This is a genomic window from Candidatus Palauibacter sp. (genome assembly GCF_965216145.1).
In the GTDB taxonomy this organism is placed as follows: Bacteria; Gemmatimonadota; Gemmatimonadetes; order Palauibacterales; family Palauibacteraceae; genus Palauibacter.
This window is the reverse complement of sequence record NZ_OZ244149.1, coordinates 2,165,459-2,184,165: the sequence shown is the minus strand read 5'-3', so window position 1 is coordinate 2,184,165 and position 18,707 is coordinate 2,165,459. Positions and strand designations below refer to the sequence as shown.

At 70.8% G+C, this 18,707-nt stretch carries 13 protein-coding genes and 1 pseudogene; 3 read left to right on the top strand and 11 right to left on the bottom strand.

Annotated elements, in window-relative coordinates; genetic code table 11:
- Nucleotides 1-103: 103 nt before the first annotated feature.
- Nucleotides 104-2,452 (bottom strand): TonB-dependent receptor, encoded by a 2,349-nt coding sequence (locus tag ACOOHF_RS09525; protein ID WP_420461468.1) that lies wholly within the window; start codon nt 2,450-2,452, stop codon nt 104-106.
- A 598-nt stretch (nt 2,453-3,050) separates the two neighbouring features.
- Here ACOOHF_RS09525 and ACOOHF_RS09520 point away from each other — a divergent pair.
- Complete coding sequence (locus tag ACOOHF_RS09520; RefSeq protein WP_419934770.1) at nt 3,051-3,335, top strand: hypothetical protein; 285 nt, start codon at nt 3,051-3,053, stop codon at nt 3,333-3,335.
- A complete protein-coding gene (locus ACOOHF_RS09515) occupies nt 3,328-5,085 on the top strand; it encodes an amidase (RefSeq protein WP_420461467.1) in 1,758 nt (585 codons plus the stop codon). Before ACOOHF_RS09520 ends, ACOOHF_RS09515 begins: the two co-directional genes overlap by 8 nt.
- A gap of 25 nt (nt 5,086-5,110) precedes the next feature.
- Here the strand turns inward: ACOOHF_RS09515 and ACOOHF_RS09510 are convergent, their stop codons facing one another.
- Together ACOOHF_RS09510 and ACOOHF_RS09505 are read right to left on the bottom strand one after the other, a co-directional pair.
- Nucleotides 5,111-7,054 (bottom strand): gamma-glutamyltransferase family protein, encoded by a 1,944-nt coding sequence (locus ACOOHF_RS09510; RefSeq protein ID WP_420461466.1) that lies wholly within the window; start codon nt 7,052-7,054, stop codon nt 5,111-5,113.
- 119 nt (nt 7,055-7,173) lie between these two features.
- Complete coding sequence (locus tag ACOOHF_RS09505; RefSeq protein WP_420461465.1) at nt 7,174-8,394, bottom strand: DEAD/DEAH box helicase; 1,221 nt, start codon at nt 8,392-8,394, stop codon at nt 7,174-7,176.
- Nucleotides 8,395-8,475: 81 nt separating this feature from the next.
- Here ACOOHF_RS09505 and ACOOHF_RS09500 point away from each other — a divergent pair, with 81 nt between their 5' ends.
- The gene (locus ACOOHF_RS09500; RefSeq protein ID WP_420461464.1) at nt 8,476-10,335 is read left to right on the top strand and encodes a M1 family metallopeptidase; all 1,860 of its coding nucleotides are present in this window, start codon (nt 8,476-8,478) and stop codon (nt 10,333-10,335) included.
- Here the strand turns inward: ACOOHF_RS09500 and ACOOHF_RS09495 are convergent.
- The 8 genes and pseudogenes from ACOOHF_RS09495 to folK all read right to left on the bottom strand — a co-directional run bounded on the left by ACOOHF_RS09495 (nt 10,298) and on the right by folK (nt 18,682).
- Complete coding sequence (locus ACOOHF_RS09495; protein ID WP_420461463.1) at nt 10,298-10,606, bottom strand: hypothetical protein; 309 nt, start codon at nt 10,604-10,606, stop codon at nt 10,298-10,300. The genes ACOOHF_RS09500 and ACOOHF_RS09495 overlap by 38 nt on opposite strands.
- 24 nt (nt 10,607-10,630) lie before the next feature.
- Nucleotides 10,631-10,800 (bottom strand): annotated as a pseudogene (locus tag ACOOHF_RS09490) (diaminopimelate decarboxylase); the annotation flags it as partial.
- Nucleotides 10,801-10,913: 113 nt separating this feature from the next.
- Complete coding sequence (locus ACOOHF_RS09485) at nt 10,914-12,350, bottom strand: Na+/H+ antiporter NhaC family protein (protein WP_420461462.1); 1,437 nt, start codon at nt 12,348-12,350, stop codon at nt 10,914-10,916.
- A 17-nt stretch (nt 12,351-12,367) separates the two neighbouring features.
- Nucleotides 12,368-12,934, bottom strand: a complete 567-nt coding sequence (locus ACOOHF_RS09480; protein ID WP_420464354.1) for a DNA-3-methyladenine glycosylase — start codon at nt 12,932-12,934, stop codon at nt 12,368-12,370.
- A gap of 41 nt (nt 12,935-12,975) precedes the next feature.
- Nucleotides 12,976-15,144 carry an NYN domain-containing protein gene (locus tag ACOOHF_RS09475; RefSeq protein ID WP_420461461.1) on the bottom strand — a complete coding sequence of 723 codons (2,169 nt, stop codon included), beginning with the start codon at nt 15,142-15,144 and terminating at the stop codon, nt 12,976-12,978.
- 164 nt (nt 15,145-15,308) lie between these two features.
- A complete protein-coding gene (locus tag ACOOHF_RS09470) occupies nt 15,309-16,925 on the bottom strand; it encodes a class I adenylate-forming enzyme family protein (RefSeq protein ID WP_420461460.1) in 1,617 nt (538 codons plus the stop codon).
- A gap of 49 nt (nt 16,926-16,974) precedes the next feature.
- Nucleotides 16,975-18,129 (bottom strand): 3-dehydroquinate synthase, encoded by a 1,155-nt coding sequence (gene aroB / locus ACOOHF_RS09465; protein WP_420461459.1) that lies wholly within the window; start codon nt 18,127-18,129, stop codon nt 16,975-16,977.
- Nucleotides 18,119-18,682: a 2-amino-4-hydroxy-6-hydroxymethyldihydropteridine diphosphokinase gene (folK, locus tag ACOOHF_RS09460; protein ID WP_420461458.1), complete on the bottom strand. Its 564-nt coding sequence runs from the start codon at nt 18,680-18,682 to the stop codon at nt 18,119-18,121. The genes aroB and folK overlap by 11 nt, the downstream gene beginning before the upstream one ends.
- Nucleotides 18,683-18,707 lie beyond the last annotated feature (25 nt).

Sequence of the window (18,707 nt, the reverse complement as noted above, 5' to 3'; positions counted from 1 at the left end):
CGCTGCCGCCACGGGCTCCCGTGAACGTTAGCGCGGGCGCCGTTCGGCGGCAAACCCCTCCGGCGCCCGCGCTCGCACGTCACGATGGATCGCTGGCAGCCCGCTAGAAGCTCAGCTGGTACGTGAGGCGAATCTCCCGCCCGGGAAACGGCGCCAGTTCCTTGAGGAACGAGGTGTGACTCCTCGCCTCCCGGTCGGTCAGATTCGTCCCCGTGAGCACGATGTCGTGCGCCACCCGACCCTGGAAGATCCGATATCCGACACTCGCGTCGATCAGGGTATACCCGTCCGTCGGCTCCTCGAACGCCGCCACCCGCTCCTGGCCGGCCGTGCGCCTGGCCTTGACGTGGCCGTGCCATGCGGGAGACTCATATCCTAGGCCCGCGCCGAAGCGAAACGGAGGAATGCGCGGGAGCGGCTGGTCGTTCGCGGTGAGTTCGGCGCGTACGTAGTCGCCGAAGGCGTCCAGCACGAAGTGTCCGTCCGCGTAGTGGAACAACTCCACTTCGGCATGCGCCTCGAATCCCGTGAAGACCGCGTCCGCCTGGGACCACAGGGCCACCACGAGGCCGTCTTCCTCCTCGCCGGTGAACGCCTGGTAGGTGAAGCCGTCGAACGAGTTCGAGAACACGCTCAGCTCGGTCCGGACGGATTCCGTGCCGATCCGGATGGCGGCATCGAGGCTGAGCCCCAACTCCGGCTCCAGCTCCGGATCGCCGAGTTCGAACACCTGCGTGGCCAGGTGCGGCCCGTTCGAGAACAACTCCTCGGCCGACGGCAGCTTCGCCGAACGGGCCGCGCTGACGACGAGCGAGACCGCCTCGGAGGCTTCGAACACGCCGCCGAGGGATGCGGAGAAGCCGCGGTCGTTTCTTCTCCTGGCGACACCCTCGGCTTCGGTCGCCCGGGTCTCGAACCGCGCGCCGGTCTGGAGTCCGAATCGTCCGACGCTGAACTCCTCGAACAGGAAGGCGGCGAACTCGAGCGTCGAGGAAGGGGGCACGAAGGCTTCCTCGCCGATCGCCTCGAAGTCGCGGTTACGGGCGTGGATTCCGAAGGCGCCGCGACTGCCTTCCGCGAGCGCGTGTTCGACGTGCAGCCGTCCTTCCCACTCGTTGTTGAAGAACCGAGTCTCGATGTCGCGGTCACCCGAGACCTCGTCGACGAGGATCTCGAAGTGCTGATAGTCCGTCACCCCGAAGCGGGCCTGGACACCCTTCAGGAAATCGCCGCCCAGGCGCCAGCTGGCCATGAAGTCCGCTCGCCGCTGCCGAAGGTCGACGCGCACGTCTCCCTCCTCCCCGGCGTGTCCCTCTTCTTCATCGTCTTCGTCGTCGTGGTCCTCCCCTTCTTCCTCCCCGTGCCCATGATCGCCCGGAACGCCGTAGTCGCTGTCGTATCCGAGGAAGGAGACGCCGATGAATCCGTTGTCTCCGACGTAGGAGAGTCCGCCGGCGAACCTCGCCGTCTCGACGGAACTGTTGGGGAGGATCCCGGGGAGCGCCTCCTCGGGCCCCTCCTCATCCTCTTCCTCCTCGCCTGGCGCGTGAAGCTCGTCGATGGAGGCGAGGCCCGGGATGGCGTAGTCCTGCGTCTTCCGATAGAGCCCGCTGAGGTGCAGCGCAATCCGTCCGGCCGCGCCGTCGACGCGGCCCGCGACGTTGCGTTCGTCGGCGACGGTGCCGCCCCTCAACGTCAGGGTGGCGATGAGCGGGTGAGCCGGGATCTCTCGCGGCACCCGTCCATCCTCGATATTGACGACCCCACCGACCGCCGAACCGCCGTAGAGGAGTGTCGCGGGCCCGCGGATGACCTCGATCCTGTCGGCGGCCATCGCTTCCACGCTCGGAGCGTGATCCGGACTCGTCGTGGAGGCGTCTCCCGATCCCAGACCCGACTCGAGTACGCGCACCCGCGACCCGCCGAGTCCGCGAATGAGCGGGCGTGAGCTTCCGGGTCCGTGATAGGAGGAGTTCACGCCGGGCTGGTCGGCGAGCGTTTCTCCGAGGCTGGTCTGCGCCGAGGCCCTGAGGTCGATGCCGCGCTCGACGTGGCTCGGTGTGTACAGGTCGGCCTGGGTGCCCCCCCCGACCGAGACGACGAGTTCCTGCCCGTGGAAGAACAGCGACACGGTGACGGTCACCTCGACCGTCTCTCCGGCGATGACGCGAACCGCCCGGATGCCGCGCCCCGCACGGGGGCTCTCGACCTCGATCAGGTATTCTCCGGTGGGGACGCGCTCGAAGCGCGCCTCTTCGTCGCCCTCCACGTGCAGCACCCGACCCAGGTCGACCACTCTGACGTCGGCCTCCTCGACCGGGTTTCCACCGACGTCGACGACGCGGACGCGGATCTCGCCGGAGGCCTGAGCCTCGGCCGCGCCGCTCCCGACGAGGATGAATGCTACGGCAAGACATGCGGCCCTCCGGCCGCTCGCCGGAAATCTCTTCATGGTCCTCTCCCGACCCGTGCCCCGTGGGTCCTGCCGGGGCGGACGGATCTCCGTTCTTGCGGATATGACGCCGGCACGTCGGGGCAACCCTCGTGCCTGGCTGCCGGATTCAGTCGGTCAGAGGGAGAAAGCGGCGGGTGGAGCGCGGGCGCGGTCGGGGCTCGCGGCCGCGGGCCGAGCGGCGAGTCGGAAAGCGCCGTCCAGCGGCGTCGACCGATAGTCGAGCCTGAGGTCAGGGAGCTGCGTGGGGGCTGCGAGGACAGGAGCCTGATGCGTTGACGCACAGACGGCACACGCGGCCGGCGATTCGGCCGTATCCGCGTGGCTGTGCTGGCCCGCCAGCGCCCCGGAGACGATGAACAGCAAGGCGAAGGCGACACCGGCCAACGCACGCGGGCGTCCCATCCGCCCCGTTGCGTCGCTTCGGTAAGCCATAGGTCTCTCCTTCCGCCCCACGCGCCACGGACGCTCGGGCCGCGGCTCCGGTAAATCTAGGTGTCCGGACCGCGGCCGGGAATGCGCCGGGGCGGATTGGACCGTGGCGCGGGGCGGTCGCCGAAGTCATGATCCTTCCGAACACCCTTCCCACGGAGGCGCCATGGCCCGCCGACAGGCTCCGCCGCGATCCGTCGCGGCCGTGCAGGAGCTGACGGACGAACAGCTCGACGCGTACATCCGCACGCGTCTGGCGCTACTCGGCGTCGATCTCTCGGTCCTCCCTGACGACGACGAGGATGCGCCGGCCGATCAACGGCGTATCATGGCGTCCGCGCGCCGCTTCCTGCGCTCGACGCCGGGGGCCATCGCCGATTTCGAACTCGACGCCATGGGGCCCGCCCCCGCCCTCTATCCCTCCGAAATGGGCGCGTGGAACCGTGGGTGAGCTGAACCGGCGCCGCTTCCTGGAGCGGATGACGGCGTTGACCGCGACGGCGGTCGCGACACCGCGGGTCCTGGGTGGGACCGTGTCGCTCGGCCCCGCCGGGCGCGCGACGGGGCGCGCGGCCGCACCGCGTGACGGGTTACGATCGCCGGAGTTCGATCTGCCGGCCACGGACCGCCCCCAGCCAACGGATCTCACCGAACTCACGCTCGTCGAGGCGGCGCGCCTCATGCGGGACCGCGATGTGAGCGCGGTCGAACTGGTGGAGGCGTATCTCCGGCGGATCGGGCGCTGGGACCCCCGCTACCAGGCGTTCAACACCGTGGTCTCGGAGGCCGCTCTCGAGGCGGCGCGGATGGCGGACCGGAGGCGCGGCAGCGGTCCCCTGGCGGGCGTACCGCTCGCGATCAAGGACAACTTCTTCACCGCGGGGGTTCGGACGACGGCGAACTCGTTCATCTTCGAGGGCTTCGTGCCGGACTTCGACGCGACTGCCTGGGCCCGGCTCCGGGACGCGGGCGCGATCCTGCTCGGCAAGACGCAGATGGGACCGCTCGCGACGACGGCCGCGAGTACGCCCACCGGGGAGCGCACGACGGCCAACGCGTGGGCCCCGCACCACGAGGACGTGAGCCCGAGCGGCTCGTCGAGCGGGTCGGCGACGGCGGTCGCGGCCCGCATGGCCGCCTCGAGCACGGGCACGCAGACGGGCGGGTCGATCACGAACCCCTCGAACGCCCAGGGGCTGACCGGGATCAAGCCGACGATGGGCCGCGTGTCGCTGTACGGCGTCCTCCCGCTCACCTACACGCGCGACCACCCGGGGCCGCTGGCGCGCGACGCGGTGGACGCGGCCGCGATGCTGCACGTGATGGCGGGGCCGGATCCGCTGGACCCGCGCTCGCTGGGGCTGCCGCCCGTCCCGGACTACATGGGGGCCGTGCGCGACGGCGGCGGCGACGGACGGCCGCTCGTCCATCCGGAGCGCGGCGGACCGGTCCGGATCGGCGTGCTGCCCGGATACCTCGACGAGCCGGAGCCGCCCGCCGGCCCCGGGCCCGAGCCGGACCCCGACATCGACCGCATCGGGAGTTCCTTCCCCCGGCGCGAACGCACGCAGGCCGCCTACCGGCGGGAGGTGGCGACGGCCGAGGCGCGACGGCGGATGCTCGCGACGCTGGAGGAACTGGGGGCCGAAGTCGTCGAACTCGCCTTCCCGACCCACTGGGAGACGCTGACCAGCTCCAACTTCAACAACGTGCGCCTCCCGGAGCGCTCGGAGATCTTCCTCGAACACCTGCGCGACGACGTGCGGAAGTTCGGCGTCTCGCTCGCCCCGTGGATCAACGGGCTCCTCCTCCCGGCCGCGGAGTACGTGCGCGGATCACGGGCCCGGCTGATCCTCCTCGAGGAGATCCTCGAGGGCGTGTTCGGCCGCTGCGATCTGGTGACGCAGACGCAGCCCTTCCCCTTCGACATGGTGGGGCTGCCGCTCATCGGCTTCCCGATCGGGTTCGAGACGGAGTCGACCGGCTTCCCGAGGCCGATCGGCGCCATGTTCGGCGCCGAACCCTACGCGGAGCACCACCTCCTGTCGGCCATCGCGGCGTACCAGCGGACGACGGACTGGCATCTGCGTCGCCCCGCGAACCCGGACGAACTGCGGCCCGCCGAGGGGGACGGCGGCGCCCGGGGTCCGGGGCCCGGAGCGCGATACGACCTGTTCGACGTGATGGATCTGGGCGAATAGCGATCGCCCCGCCCCGGCGCGGCGCTCACCACGCGATGCCGTAGTCGTCGCCGTGGTGGCTCGAGCCGCCCCAGAAGGCACCGTTCTCCCAGTCGAAGAAGATCGCGTTGATCGGTCCCGAGGTGCGCTCGGAGAAGGTCAGGTCGTAGCCCATCGATGCGAGGGCGGAGCGGACCCAGGGCGGCGTGGCGTCCTGCAGGAGCATCCGTCCCGGCCGCGTCTCGTGCTCGCCGAACGAACCGCGCATCTGGTAGCTGTTCATGTTCGGCGCCTCGACCGCCTGCTGCACGTTCATCTCCCACTCGACCACGTTGAGGAAGAACTGGAGCAGGTTCTGATCCTGCCCGTCACCGCCCTGGACCGCGAAGGAGAGGAAGGGGCGACCGTCCTTGAGGGCCATGCTCGGCGTGAGCGTCGCGCGCGGCCGCTTCCCCGGCTCCATCACGTTGTACGGGTTGTCCGCTTCATCGAGCACGAAGCTCTGGGCCCGCTGCGAGAGTCCGATCCCGGTCTCGCCCGCGATCACGGCGGGGATCCACCCGCCCGATGGGGTGATCGAGACGACCCAGCCTTCGGCATCGGCAGTCTGCACCGAGGTCGTCCCGAGGTAGAAGTCCTCGTCCAGCGCCGCGTGGGCCGTTGCGTCCATTTCCGCCGCGCCGTCTTCCGTCGTCACCTCGCGCCGCTCTCCCCAGCGCTCGAGGAGGTGGAGGAAGGGGTTCTCGCCGCCCTGGAAGGGATACGGATCTCCGGGGCCGGCGGTCGGATCGTTCCGCTCCCAGTCGATCATGCCGAGGCGCGCCTTCGCGTAGTCCTTCGAGAGGAGGCCCTCGACCGGCTCCTCGGGCGGGAAGTACGGGTCGCCGTAGTAGAAGTCGCGGTCGGCGAAGGAGAGGTTCATCACCTGATAGAGGGCGTGCAGGTAGTTGGCGCTGTTGTAGCCCATGGACCGGACGTCGAGCTGCTCGACCATGTTGAGCGCCTGGAGCATCACGGGCCCCTGGACCCAGGTCGTGAGCTTGTATACGTCGATCCCCTTGTAGTTCGTGCTGACGGGCTCCTCGATATGGACCTGCCAGTTCGACATGTCCTCCATCGTGATCAGCGCCCCCGCCGCGCGGGCGCCCGCCACGAAATCGGCCGCGATGTCGCCACGATAGAAGGCGTCGTAGGCCGCATGGATCGCCTCCCGGCGGTCGGCGCCGGCGGCGAGCGCCTCGGCTTCGGCGGCGACGAGGCGCTCGAGCGTGCGCTTGAGGCCGGGCTGCCGGAAGATCTCGCCCTCGCGCGGGCCGGGGTCGTCGGGGTCCCCGGGGTGGGTGAAGTAGACCGCCACCGAGGAGGGCCACTGGCGGATCTCGTCCCGCGAGTCCCGGATGCGCCGGACCGGATCCGCCTCGATCGGATACCCCTCCGCCATCTCGATCGAGGGCTGGAGAACGTCGGCGAGGCTCAGCGTGCCCCACTCGGCGAGCATCGTCATGAGCCCGCCCGGCGTGCCCGGGGTCACCGCCGCGAGGGGGCCGAACTCGGGCGGGAAGTTCTCGTGCCCCTCCGACCGGTAGTGTTCGGGGGTGGCGTCCGTGGGGGCCACGCCGAGCGCGTTGAGCCCGATCACGCGCTGCTCCCCCGGGTGGTAGATGAGGGCCTGCGTCTCTCCGCCCCACGACAGCACGTCCCACATGGTGGATGTCGCGGCGAGCATGGCCGCCGCGGCGTCGACCGCGTTCCCGCCCTGGTGGAACATGCGCGCTCCGGCAGTGGCACCGAGGGGCTTGCCGGTGATCGCCATCCAGTGGCGCCCGTGCAACACCGGCTTCGCGGTGCGCTGGGCTTCGGCGTCCGAGGGGAGCGCCACGAGGAGGGCGGCGGCGACCACCACTCCGAGGCCGCCCGCGCGGCGGTGGGAACGGCGGCGGACACGACGGTGGCCGACGCGACGGCGGCGGACGCTGAGATCGAGAGACATCTGGACACCTCCGGCAGAGGACCCGCGAACGGACGGCGGACGACGCTGAGTAACGACGAATTATGGGCCCCGGCCGGGGAGCGGCGAAAGCCGGGAGGCGCGGCCCGAAAGAGGGTGCGCTAGCGCCGCCGCCGGATGCCGCGCCGCAGGGCCGAGGGCTCCGGCCGCTCGACGGGCTCCTCCTCGGGGGGCGGCGGGACGACATCGGGTTCGAAGCCCGGCACGGCGCGGCGCTCGATGCTCTCGCCGAGGAGACGCTCGATGGCCCGGATCTCGACCCAGTCGCTCGAGGCCATGAGCGTGACCGCATCGCCGGTGTCGTCGCCGCGAGCGGTCCGGCCCACGCGGTGCACGTAGTCCCGCGGGTCTTCGGGCACGTCGAAGTTGACCACGTGCCGGATGCCGAGGATGTCGAGGCCCCGCGCGGCCACATTGGTCGCCACCAGCACGCGCACCGTCCCCTCGCGGAACCTGCGCAGCGCCTTGTCCCGTTGATCCTGGTGCTTGCCGCCGTGCAGGCCCGCCACCGAGACGTCGCGCGCCCGCAGATAGTCGGCCAGGTAGGTCGCGGTCACCCGCGTGCGCGTGAACACGAGCACCTGTCCCTCCGGCCACGTCTCGAGGAGGTGATGCAGAAGGGCCTGCTTCTGCGACCAGTCGACGGGATGGAGCACCTGCCGGATTCCTTCCGCGGCGGTCTCCCGGCCGACCTTGACCTCCTCGGGGTCCGTCATCAGCTCGCGGGCCAGCCAGCGCACGCCGTCGGGCATCGTGGCGGAGAAGAGGAGCGTCTGCCTGTCGGCCGGGGTTCGCCGGACGATCTCCTTCACGTCGTCGATGAAGCCCATGTCGAGCATCCGGTCGGCTTCGTCGAGGACGAGCACCTCGATGCGTGACAGATCCGCGTTGCCGCGTTTCAGGTGGTCGAGCAGGCGGCCGGGCGTCGCGATGAGGATGTCGCACCCGAACGCGAGTTCTTCCTTTTCCGGCCCGAGCGGGGTGCCCCCGTGGATGATCACCGCCTCGATGGAGGACGCCCCGCCGTATGCCGTCACGGCGGCCCCCACCTGCTGGGCGAGTTCGCGCGTCGGCGTGACGACGAGGCCGCGCGGCGCGCTGGAGTCCTCGGTCGCCGCGAGGCGCTGCACGGCCGGGAGGGTGAACGCAGCCGTCTTCCCGGTCCCGGTGTGGGCCGTCCCGAGGACATCGTGCCCGGCGAGGATGGCCGGGATCGCCTGGCGCTGGATCTCGGTGGGTTCGACGTAGCCGGCACGCGCGACCGCCTCGACGAGCGCCGGGGCGAGACCGAGTTCGGCGAAGGGGTGGCGTTCCTCACTCACGGGCGTAGAGTCACATGCGTCGTGGTGCGAGGGGCGGGCGGACGGCCCGCTCGGAGCGCGCGTGTTCCAGGAGCGGATGCGATGAGCAGACTTCGTTTCACGAGTGAATTCGACGGACGCCGGGCTTCCATCCGGCGTCGGCTTCGCCGCCACGGTGGGGAGCGGGAGGCCGCTCCGCAAGCGGGGACCCGATCCGAAGCGCGGGTTCGGCCGGCCGGTGTCCTCGCCGCGCTCCTTGTTTTCGGGCTGTCGTCGGCCTGCCGGCCGGCCCCGGACGGACCGCGCCCGACCCCGATTCCCGCCGACGGGGAGGGGCTCGACGCGGCGTCCGTCGCCCCCGAACCCGGGCTCGAAGTGCGGGGGCCGGCGGACCGCGCGGGCTACGACATCGCGCACTACCTGCTCGAACTCGACCTCTCCCGTCCGGCCTCGGGGCGGTTCGAGGCCATCGCGACGCTGCGCGGCGATGTGGCCGCGGGGGCGGACCGCGTGGACCTCGACTTCATCGGACTGGAGGTGGGATCGGTCCTGCTCGACGGCGCCGCCGCGGAGTTCGGGCGGGGCGGGTCGGTCCTCACCATCGGACCGTTCGAACCCTCCGCCGACGTAACCGAACGCGAGATCCGCATCGAATACGGCGGCGCCCCGGAAAACGGGCTCTTCTTCGGAGAGGACCGCGGCGGCGAACCGGCGGTGTTCGCCGACAACTGGCCGAACCGGGCGCGCTGGTGGTTCCCTTCCAACGACCATCCGCTCGACAAGGCGACGGCCCGCTTCGAGGTGCTGGCGCCGGAGGGGTTCGAGGTCATCGCCAACGGGCGGCTCGTCGAGAGGCGGCCCGTAGCGGAGGGAGGGACGACGTGGATCTGGGAGACGGACCCCGGGGCGCCGATCCCCTCCTATACGATGGTCGTCGGGATGGCGCGCTTCGAGCGGCGGCCGCTCGGCGAGGCGGGGTGCGGGCTCTCCCCTGCAGCGCCTCCCGACCCGGGAGGGGGCGAAGCGTGCGCCGACGTGAGCGTGTGGGCGCTGGCCGGGGACGGCGACTATGGGGCCGAGCGCTTCGCCCGCGCGCCCGACATGCTCGCCTACTACAGCGAGCTCATCGGTCCCTATCCGTACGAGAAGCTCGCGCACGTGGAATCCTCGACCCGCTTCGGCGGGATGGAGAACTCGAGCGCGATCTTCTACGGACGGGGCGGGTGGGAGGAGCGTCGCATGGGCGAAGGGGTCATCGCCCACGAGACGGCGCACCAGTGGTTCGGCGACGCGGTGAGCCCTGCCTCCTGGAGCCACCTGTGGGTCAGCGAGGGCTTCGCGAGCTATTTCAGCCCGCTCTACTTCGAGGCGCGGGACGGCGTCGAGGCGTTCCGATCGCTCATGACCTCCAGCCGCGAAGTCGCGGTCGGGTCGGACGTCGTCGGGCAGGCGATCGTCGACTCCAGCTCCAACCAACTCTTCGACCTGCTGAACCGGAACAACTACCAGAAGGGCGCCTGGGTGCTTCACATGCTGCGCGGACAGCTGGGAGATGAGGCCTTCTTCCGCGGCATACGCGACTACTACGCCCGTCACCTGCATGGCGTGGCGCTGACCGCGGACGTGCGCGCGGCCTTCGAGGCGGCTTCCGGACAGGAACTGGGGTGGTTCTTCGATCAGTGGGTGCACGGGCCGGGACACCCGCAACTCGAGATTGAATGGAGGCCGGAGGGATCGGAGCTGATGGTCTCGATCCGCCAGGTCCAGCCGGCGGAGTGGCCCACCTTCACGCTCGACCTCGAGTTCGAGGTCGAGGGTGGCGGGGCCGATGGGCGACGGGCGAGCGTCCGGACGGAGACGCGAGAGGCGACGCTTCGGATCCCCGGGGCCGCTGCGGCCGAGGGTCTGGTGTTCGACCCCGACGTCAGCGTGCTCGCGACCGCCGAGATGCGGCGGCGGTGAGCGAGCGGGCCTCCGGGCCGTCGAGGCGTTTGCGGGCGTGCACGCGGTAGAGGGTGAGCCCGGCGTTGGCGATCACCGAGCGGCCGGGCTCGACGATGAGCCGGTACGAGCCGAGCCGCTCGCGCGCCCCCGCCTCCCGGAGCCCCGTCCGCAGGGCCTCGGCGTACCGGCGCGGCGACGGGACCCGTTCATCGGCCCGGTACGGCGCGGCCAGCCCCCCGCCGAGGTCGAGTTCGACCGTCTCGGGAAAGCAATCACGAAGCGGCGCCACGAAATCCACCGCCGGCGCACGAGTTCGAGTTCGCCCCCCGAGACGACGTCGACGAACCAGCCCTCCCGGGCGAGCAGCCGCACGAGCGCGCCGCACAGGAACGCCTTCCCCGCGTAGGTGAGCTCGGCGCCCGGACCGAAGACGGAGCGAAACGCGGCGAGGCGCGCCTCGAGGTGGGTTTCGTCAACGACCACCAGCGGCGTACCGAAGCGGGCGGCGAGGTCGGCCGCGGGGATGCCGCCGACGCTTCCCCGCCCTCCGGCTTCCGTCCAGGAGATGGGCAGGACGTGTTTCACCGCACCCGCTCTCACATCGCGGCGCCGACGATGGCGAACCCCAGCGTGGCGACCCCGCCGGCGATGACGGCGTACGGGATCTGGGTGCGCACGTGCTCGATGTGGTCCGTGGCCGAGGCGAGCGACGCGATGATCGTCGTATCGCTGATCGGGCTGCAGTGGTCGCCGAAGACGCCGCCCGAGAGCACGGCCGCCACGAAGGGCGCGGGCGGCAGGCCCAGCGCGTTCGAGAGCGGAATCGCCACCGCGAGCATGATCGCGAACGTCCCCCAGCTGCTCCCGGTGGCGAAGGCGATGACGCTGGTCACGATGAAGACGAGCGGGATCAGCAGCGCGAGCGGGATCGTGTCGCCCACCACGCCCGCCACGTAGAGCCCCGTGCCCAGCGACCGCGTGACCTGGCCGAGCGTCAGCGCGAGCCAGAGCACGACGGCCATCCCGGTGAGGGCGCCCGCGCCCTTGAGACCGACGCGGCTCAACCCGTCCAGATTCAGGGAGCGCTGCGCGAGCGCGAGCAGCCACGCGAGCCCCAGCCCGAACAGGACCGCCCACAGCACGCTCGTCGTGCCGGAGCCCCTCGCGATGGAACCGTCGCCCGTGATCCACATGAAGACGGGCATCGAGACGACCATGGCCATGATCGGGATCAGCATGTTGCGCGGCTTCAGCGCGACGCCCTCCGCCGGCGGCGGGGCGATCTCCCCGGGGTCGGCGAGCGCGACGGCGTGCTCCCACTGGAGCCGCCCCTCCCGCGCCCGCGCCTCGGCTTTCTTCATGGGTCCCAGATCCCAGCCCCTGAAGGCCGTCAGGCCCGCGAGCGCGAGCGCGGCCACCGCGTAGAGGTTGAGCGGGATCGCGATGAGGAAGACGCCGAGGGGGTTGACGACCTGCTGCTCCTCCATGATCCCGAGGACCAGCGCGCCCCACGCGTTGAAGGGGATGAGGATGCAGACGGGCGCCGAGGTCGAGTCGATGATGTAGGCGAGCTTCTCCCGTGAGATCCTGAAGCGGTCGAACAGGGGCCGGGACACGGAACCCGCGACCAGGATGGTGAGATTGGACTCGATGAAGATGACGATCCCGATGAGCCAGGCCATGATCTGCGCCCGGCGTCTATCGGTCACCCAGCGGGCTTCCTCCACCCAGCGCACGAACCCGCGCATCCCGCCGTTCGCTTCCACCGTGGCGATGAGGGCGCCGATGAGGAAGGTGAAGACGATGACCCGCGCGTTGCCGGCGTCACCGAGCGTGGTGATGGCCCCCTCGATGGCGCTCGCGGCGCCCGCGGCGGGATTCCACCCGGCGAGGATCGTGTACCCGAGCCAGATGCCGGCCGCGAGGGAGATGAAGACCTGGCGCGTGTAGATCGCGAGCCCGATCGCGAGCAGGGGCGGCAGGATCGACGCGAAGCCGTGAGTTGCGACTTCCTGCAGGGCGATGTCCACCATTCACATCCTCCCGGGGTTCAGCGCCGCGAAATCCAGCGGCTCCGTCGATCGTAGAACCTGAGGGGTCGGTCGGCCGCGCGCGAGATCCCGATCCGCGTCGTCACCTCCGTTTCCTCGTCGGGGACGGGCTCGCCCCGGTGCAGCGAAAGGGGGTGGCGATCGAGCCGGTGTCCCTGGAGCTGCGGCCCGACGGCGAGCGCCTGCGCGAGGCGGGCGGGCCCGTTGGTCAGCTCTTCGCGGCCGCGCCGGAGGCGCATCACGTCGGCGCCCTCAAGGGGTTCGGCGGCACGCAGCAGGACGCCGGCCGGAAATCCCTCGGGACCCGTCACGACGTTGAGGAGCCAGTGGATCCCGTAGTTCCGATGGACGTATGCGGTACCGGGCGGGCCGAAGAGGGGCGCGTTGCGTTTGGTGCGCCCGATCCGTTTGGCCGCGTGGCAGGCCTCGTCCTCGGGTCCGGTGTAGGCTTCCGTCTCCACGATGCGGCCGGCCGTTCGCTCGCCCTCACACTCCGAGCGCAGCACACAGCCGAGCAGGTCTCTCGCGACCTCCGCGGCGGGACGGGCGAAGAAATCCGGGCTCAGCGGTTCGGTGCGCGCCGCTCCGGACGGGGATCTTCCCCCGGTCAGCTTTCCAGCTCGGCGCGACGGGCCTCCCGGACGATCTTCGCGCGGGCCTCGGAGAGCACCTCGGTCAGACGCTGCGGGTCGGAGTCGATGACGTCGAGCAACTGGTCGCCGAAATGATCGAACAGCGCCTCCGCGGTGCGCTTCCCGACGCCAGCGTAGTTCCGGACCATGTGACCGACAGGCCCGGCGACGGGCTTCCGCGGTCCTTCGGGCTTCCGCTGCGCCCGGCCCCGTTCGCGCGTCGCCGCCGCCGCCCTCTTCGTCTCCTGCTCCGCCTCGTTCTTCGCGCCATCGGAAGGCACTTCGTCGTCGGAGATCAGCCCGATGCGGGGGCCGCTCGCCGTTCCGGCCGTCCGCGGCGCGGGGGCGCGGCCGCGCGACCCCGACCGGTAGCGCCGCCCGAGAGTGCGCCGGGGCGCCGGCTTCTCCGAGCCCCCGGGCTCACTCTGTTGCCCAACGGGCTCGGCGGGACGGCCTGCGGGTTCTTGCGGGCGGGCCGCGGGTTCGCGCCGGGGCGCCGCCGGCTGGCTCTTCCGCTCCGGAGGCTGGCTCTTCTGCTCCGGAGGCTGGCTCTTGCGCTCCGGAGGCGAACTCGCGGGCTTCGGCGGCCCGGCGGCGGCTGCCGGCGCGGGCTCCTCTTTCGTTCGCGAGACCTGCGGTCGCGGATGGTCGCGCCGAGGCGATCCGCGGTCCTGTCGAGGACGCTGTCGCGGGCCGCCGCTCGCGGCGGCCGCGGGCCCGCGATCCCGCGGGGCCTCCGCCGCCCGAGCCGCATCCGGGCGATCCGCCGGCTCCGCGGGTCCCTCTTCGGCATCCGGCCCTCGCCGGAGGCGACCCAGCGTCTTTCGAGCGGCGGCCGCGGCCGCCGAGAACGGAGACCGCCCCCGCCCGCCGTCCGGCTTCTGCGGCGCCGGCTTCTGCTGTGCCCGCTTCTGCGGCGCCGGCTTCTGCTGGCCCGGCTTCTCCCCGGCCCCGGCCAGCGTCAGGTAGTGGTTGCCGTCGTCGTGCCGCGACATCCGGATGACCCCCGCCTCGTGGGCGGCGCGGAGGAAGAGGCTGAACTTGCTGAAGCCGAAGCTCCCCTCGTCAAAGGAGCTGTCGTACTCGAGCAGCTTCCGCTTGGCCATGGAGTCGCGGACCGGAGTCCCGCCCGGAGACAGGTCGCCGACCGCGCGCGCCAGCGCGTCGTAGGCGCCCTGCAGGCCGCCGTCCGACGCCTTCGCCTCGGGCGCCGGCGCCGGCGCCGGTTCCGACGCGGGCTTCGAGGCCGGGGAGCGGGAGCGGCCCCGGCCGGAACCTCCCCGACGTCCCCGCCGGTTCCGGCTGCGCTGCGCACTCTCTCCGTCCGAAGCCGTCTTGCTCCGGCTTCCGGTGCTCCCGTCGGCGCGCGCCGCGCCGCCAGCCGGAGGGGCGACCTCGTACTGTCCGTTCTCCCGCTTGCGGAGCACGATCCCTTCGCGCTGCGCGGCTTCGCCCAGGAAGCGGTTGAACCTGGAGAAACCGACGGCCCGCTCGTCGAAACCCGGATCCATCTCCAGCATGACCTGCTTGAGCCGGTCCGATCGCATCACGTCGCCGCGCTCGGCCATCCGCGTGACCGCCCGCGTCGTGAGCTCCCACGGATCGTGCTTGTCCGTCTGGATGTCGTCGGCGGAGGTGAGTCCCGACAAGCGGTTGTAGCTGTAGTACTCGTCGCAGTTCTGGACGAGGATATCCGACGTGGACTCCTGCAGTCCCACGCCGATCACATACTTGCCGTACTCCTTGAGCTTCAGCACCAGGCTCGAGAAATCGGAATCCCCGGAAAGCAGGATGAAGGTCTCGATCTCAGGGCGCGTGAACACGAGTTCGAGCGCGTCGATCGCGAGTCGGATATCCGTCGCGTTCTTCTTCGACGACCCGTAGGCGGGCGCGAAGATCAGATCGATCGAGGCCTCGGACAGCGGCACGATGTACTGGGGATACCTCCGCCAGTCCGCGTACGCACGCTGCACCGCGACCTTGCCGCGGATGATGTCGGAGTCGAGGAAATTGCGGAGTTCCTGCCCCATGTTGGACCGGATCCCCATGGTGACGTTGTCGAAGTCGATGAGGAGCGCCGCGGTATGTCGTGCCGTTTCGGCGGATGGACGCCTATGCGGCGCCCGCGTGTAGGATTCGTTCATGCCTCTTGTTCCGTTCGTTGCTGCGAACGGGTCCTTGAGGCCCCTCTTCCTCGCCCCCGTTCGACGGGGGGGATGGCCAGAGGAGTCGTCGGACCACCGTTCGCGTTTCTGTGGCGGCGCCGTCCGGAGCCGTCCTCGCTGGACGGTCATCCCGGCGGCGCCGGCTACCGTGCGCTCTGCCCGGTTCTCGATTCGGCCTCGGCGCGTATGATGCGGGCCAGGCTCACGCGGCGCGCTCCCGCGGTCGAGGCCTCCGGAAGCTCATCCAGGAAGTGGATGACATCCGGCACTCTGTTGTCGGCCAGCGACTCGTGGCAGAAGTCGCGGATCTCTTCCGCCGTGATCAAGGCCCCTTCGGCCGTGAGCACGCATGCGCAGATGAGTTCACCCAGAACGTCGTTGGGAACCCCTAGAACCACCGCCTCATCCACCGCAGGGTGGGACCGGAGCTGCGCCTCGATCTCGGCGGGATGGATGCTGTAACCCCCGCGGATGATCGCATCGCTCAAACGGCCAACGATATGCAGATAACCCTCCGGGTCGACCATCGCAAGGTCACCCGTCTTCAGGAAACCGTCGTCGGTCATCGTCTTGCGGGTCTGTCCGGGCTGCCGGAAATAGCCGCGCATCACGTTGAAGCCCCTGACGGCGAGCTGTCCGACGGACTCACCGGGGAGTTCGCTGCCGTCCTCCTCGAGCACCTTGATCTCGACCCCGTCGAGCGGACGGCCGACCGTGTGGGCGCGCTTGGCCTCGGGATCGGAGCGGGTCGTGATCGAGACGGTGGGCGAGGTCTCGGTGAGGCCGTAGGCGACCTCGAGGTCGGGGACCAGGCGCCGGCGCACGTCCCGCACGAAGTCCTCTCTCACGGGGGCCCCGGCGAGGACGCCCGTCCGCAGCGAATCCGGCCGCGACCCCGCGCGCTCGATCTCGCGGAGCAACATGACGAACATCGTGGGGACACCATGCACCACCGTCGCCTCGTGTTCGGCCGCGAGCGCGAGCGCGCCCGCCGGGTCGAACATCTCCTGCAGGAGCAGCGAGCCTCCGGTCCCGAGCGTCGTCAGCATGGCGGTCAACCCGAAGATGTTCGCCAGCGGTACGCTGCACAGGGTCCGATCTTCGCGGCCCAGCATCATCCGGTGGGCGGTCCCGAGCGCCGTGCGCACGAGGTTGTCGTGCGTGAGGACGACCCCCTTCGGGGCCCCCGTGGTGCCGGACGTGTAGAAGATCGCGCACGAATCCCGGCCCGGGTCCACCTCCGCGGGCGGCGCTTCCCGACCGCGCCCGGCCGCGATCAGATCCTCGTACTGGAAGATCCGGTCGTCGTACCAGAGGTCCTCTTCCCCGACCGTGACCACGTACTGCAGATCCGGTAATTCGATGAGGAGACTCTCGAAACGCTGGAGATAGTCGATGCCGCTCCACGCCTCGGCGGTGATCGCGACGGCCGCTTCGGAGTTGCGCAGGATGAAGCGAAGCTCTCGCGCCGAACAGGTCGGGTTGATAGGAACGAGGACGGCCCCCGCCTCGGCGGCCGCCAGCGCGGAGATCACGAACTCGGGCCAGTTCGGAAGGGCGATCGCGACCCGATCGCCCGGCTCCACGCCCAGATTGTGCAGCCCGACGGCCAGCGCCCGGGCCTGCGAAGCGACGCGGGAGTAGCTCCAGGATCCGCCGCCCGCCCACAGGCAGGGCGCGTGCGGGTGCGACTCGACGTGTCCGGCGAACAGGTCGGCGACGCTCAGCGGCGGGATCTTCGAGTATTCGGCTGGGGTCACTTGTTATCCAGTGGGCGGCCCGCGGCAAACCGCGCGTCACGAAGTGCCGTCACGGGCCGCCAGGGTCGGGACAATCTCCACTCTCCGAGGCCGGGCGTAAAGCCGCCGCGAGCGGCTCGCCCAGAGCCGCGTCGTCCAGCGTGAAGCTGTGGCGTCCGTCCGGATCGGTCGCCGCTTCGCCCACCCGGGCCAGGAACACGCAGCGCACGCGGGCCCGGCGGGCCTTCTTGTCCCTCGACATCGCCTCCCGGATCTCCGTGGGGCGGCGTTCGGTCTCCCAGTCGCCATCGAGCCCGCACGCTTCGAGGGCCGCCGTGACCCGCCGGGCGGTGCCCCTCTCCGTGATCCCGAGCGACTCCCCGAGGCGGGCCTCGACCCGCATGCCCGCGGCGACGGCCTCGCCGTGGAGGAGCTTGTACCCCTCGAGCGCTTCGAGCGCGTGCCCCACGGTGTGCCCGAAGTTCAGGATCTCGCGCACGCCTCGCTCGAGCGGATCGTCCGCCACGACCGCCGCCTTGTGCCGGACGACCCGCTCTATGAGTTCCGCCGAGGCCGCGGGCTCACCTCCCACGAGGTGCGCGGCCCGGGACTCGATCCAGCGCCACAGCTCCAGATCGAGGATGGCCGCCGTCTTCACGGCTTCCGCCAGACCGGCGCAGCGCTGGTGGCGCGGGAGGGTCCGGAGTACGGCCGGATCGATGAGGACGGCCGAAGGGTGATGGAAGGCGCCGATCAGGTTCTTGCCCGCCTCGGTGTCGACCCCCGTCTTCCCCCCCACGGAGCTGTCGAGCATGGCCAGCAGCGTCGTGGGAACCTGTACGACGGGGAGACCGCGCATGTACGTCGCGGCGACGAACCCCGCGAGGTCCCCCGCAACGCCGCCGCCGAGCGCGACCACGGCGGAGTCCCGGCCGAATCCCGCCCGGACCATGCGATCGCTCAGCGCGGCCCACTGCTCGCGGCTCTTGTTCCACTCGCCGGCCGGAAACGGGACCAACTCGGCCCCGAGGCCGGCCCCGGCGAAGCTGGCCATGACGGTGGAGCCGTAGAGCCGCGCTACCTGCGAATCCGTGATGACGGCGTACCGGTGCGCCGGAGCGTGTCGGCGGCAAACCGCGGCCACGTCGCCGAGCAGGCCCGGCTCGATGTGGATCGGATAGCGCCCGCCCGCGGGGGTCCGGACTTCGAGGGTCCTACGGCTCATGGGCCTCTCTGGCCTCCCTCAGACGGAGATGCGTGACCTGTATCCCCACGGGATCGACCGCCGCCGCGAGTTCGGAGATCGTCCGCCGGAGCGCGGGATGCCGCCACGCTCCGGCGATCTCCGCCAGGGGCACGAGCACGAAGGCGCGCTCCGGCAACGCGGGGTGCGGGATCGTGAGGCGCGGAGTCGACATAACCTCGTCCGCGTAGAGGAGGATGTCGAGATCGAGCGGGCGCGAGGCGAACCTCGGGGCCCGCGGGTCCCGGCCCGCCTCGGACTCCAGATCCTTGAGGGTCGCGAGCAGCCCGCCCGGATCCCGGCGCGTCCACCCGACGCAGCAGGCATTCAGGTACGGTGGCTGACGCAGACCGTAGGCGGGGACGGTCTCGTAGACTCGCGAGAAGCGTGCGTCGACCAGCGTGTCCTCCGTGAGACGGCGGGCGGCTTCGCGCAGTTGAGCGAAGCGCGGGCCGAGATTCGAGCCCAGGCCGATGGCCACGGCGCGCAGGTCGGGATCGGGCGGGCGGGCGGGCGTATCCACGCTCAGGTTCATGGGGTATTATGGTCGGCAGAATCCC

Coding starts and splice junctions, on each gene's coding strand:
- folK (WP_420461458.1), bottom strand. CDS start 18,682: ATGAACCTGAGCGTGGATACGCCCGCCCGCCCGCCCGATCCCGACCTG.
- ACOOHF_RS09500 (WP_420461464.1), top strand. CDS start 8,476: ATGAGCAGACTTCGTTTCACGAGTGAATTCGACGGACGCCGGGCTTCC.
- ACOOHF_RS09485 (WP_420461462.1), bottom strand. CDS start 12,350: ATGGTGGACATCGCCCTGCAGGAAGTCGCAACTCACGGCTTCGCGTCG.
- aroB (WP_420461459.1), bottom strand. CDS start 18,129: ATGAGCCGTAGGACCCTCGAAGTCCGGACCCCCGCGGGCGGGCGCTAT.
- ACOOHF_RS09510 (WP_420461466.1), bottom strand. CDS start 7,054: ATGTCTCTCGATCTCAGCGTCCGCCGCCGTCGCGTCGGCCACCGTCGT.
- ACOOHF_RS09475 (WP_420461461.1), bottom strand. CDS start 15,144: ATGAACGAATCCTACACGCGGGCGCCGCATAGGCGTCCATCCGCCGAA.
- ACOOHF_RS09525 (WP_420461468.1), bottom strand. CDS start 2,452: ATGAAGAGATTTCCGGCGAGCGGCCGGAGGGCCGCATGTCTTGCCGTA.
- ACOOHF_RS09520 (WP_419934770.1), top strand. CDS start 3,051: ATGGCCCGCCGACAGGCTCCGCCGCGATCCGTCGCGGCCGTGCAGGAG.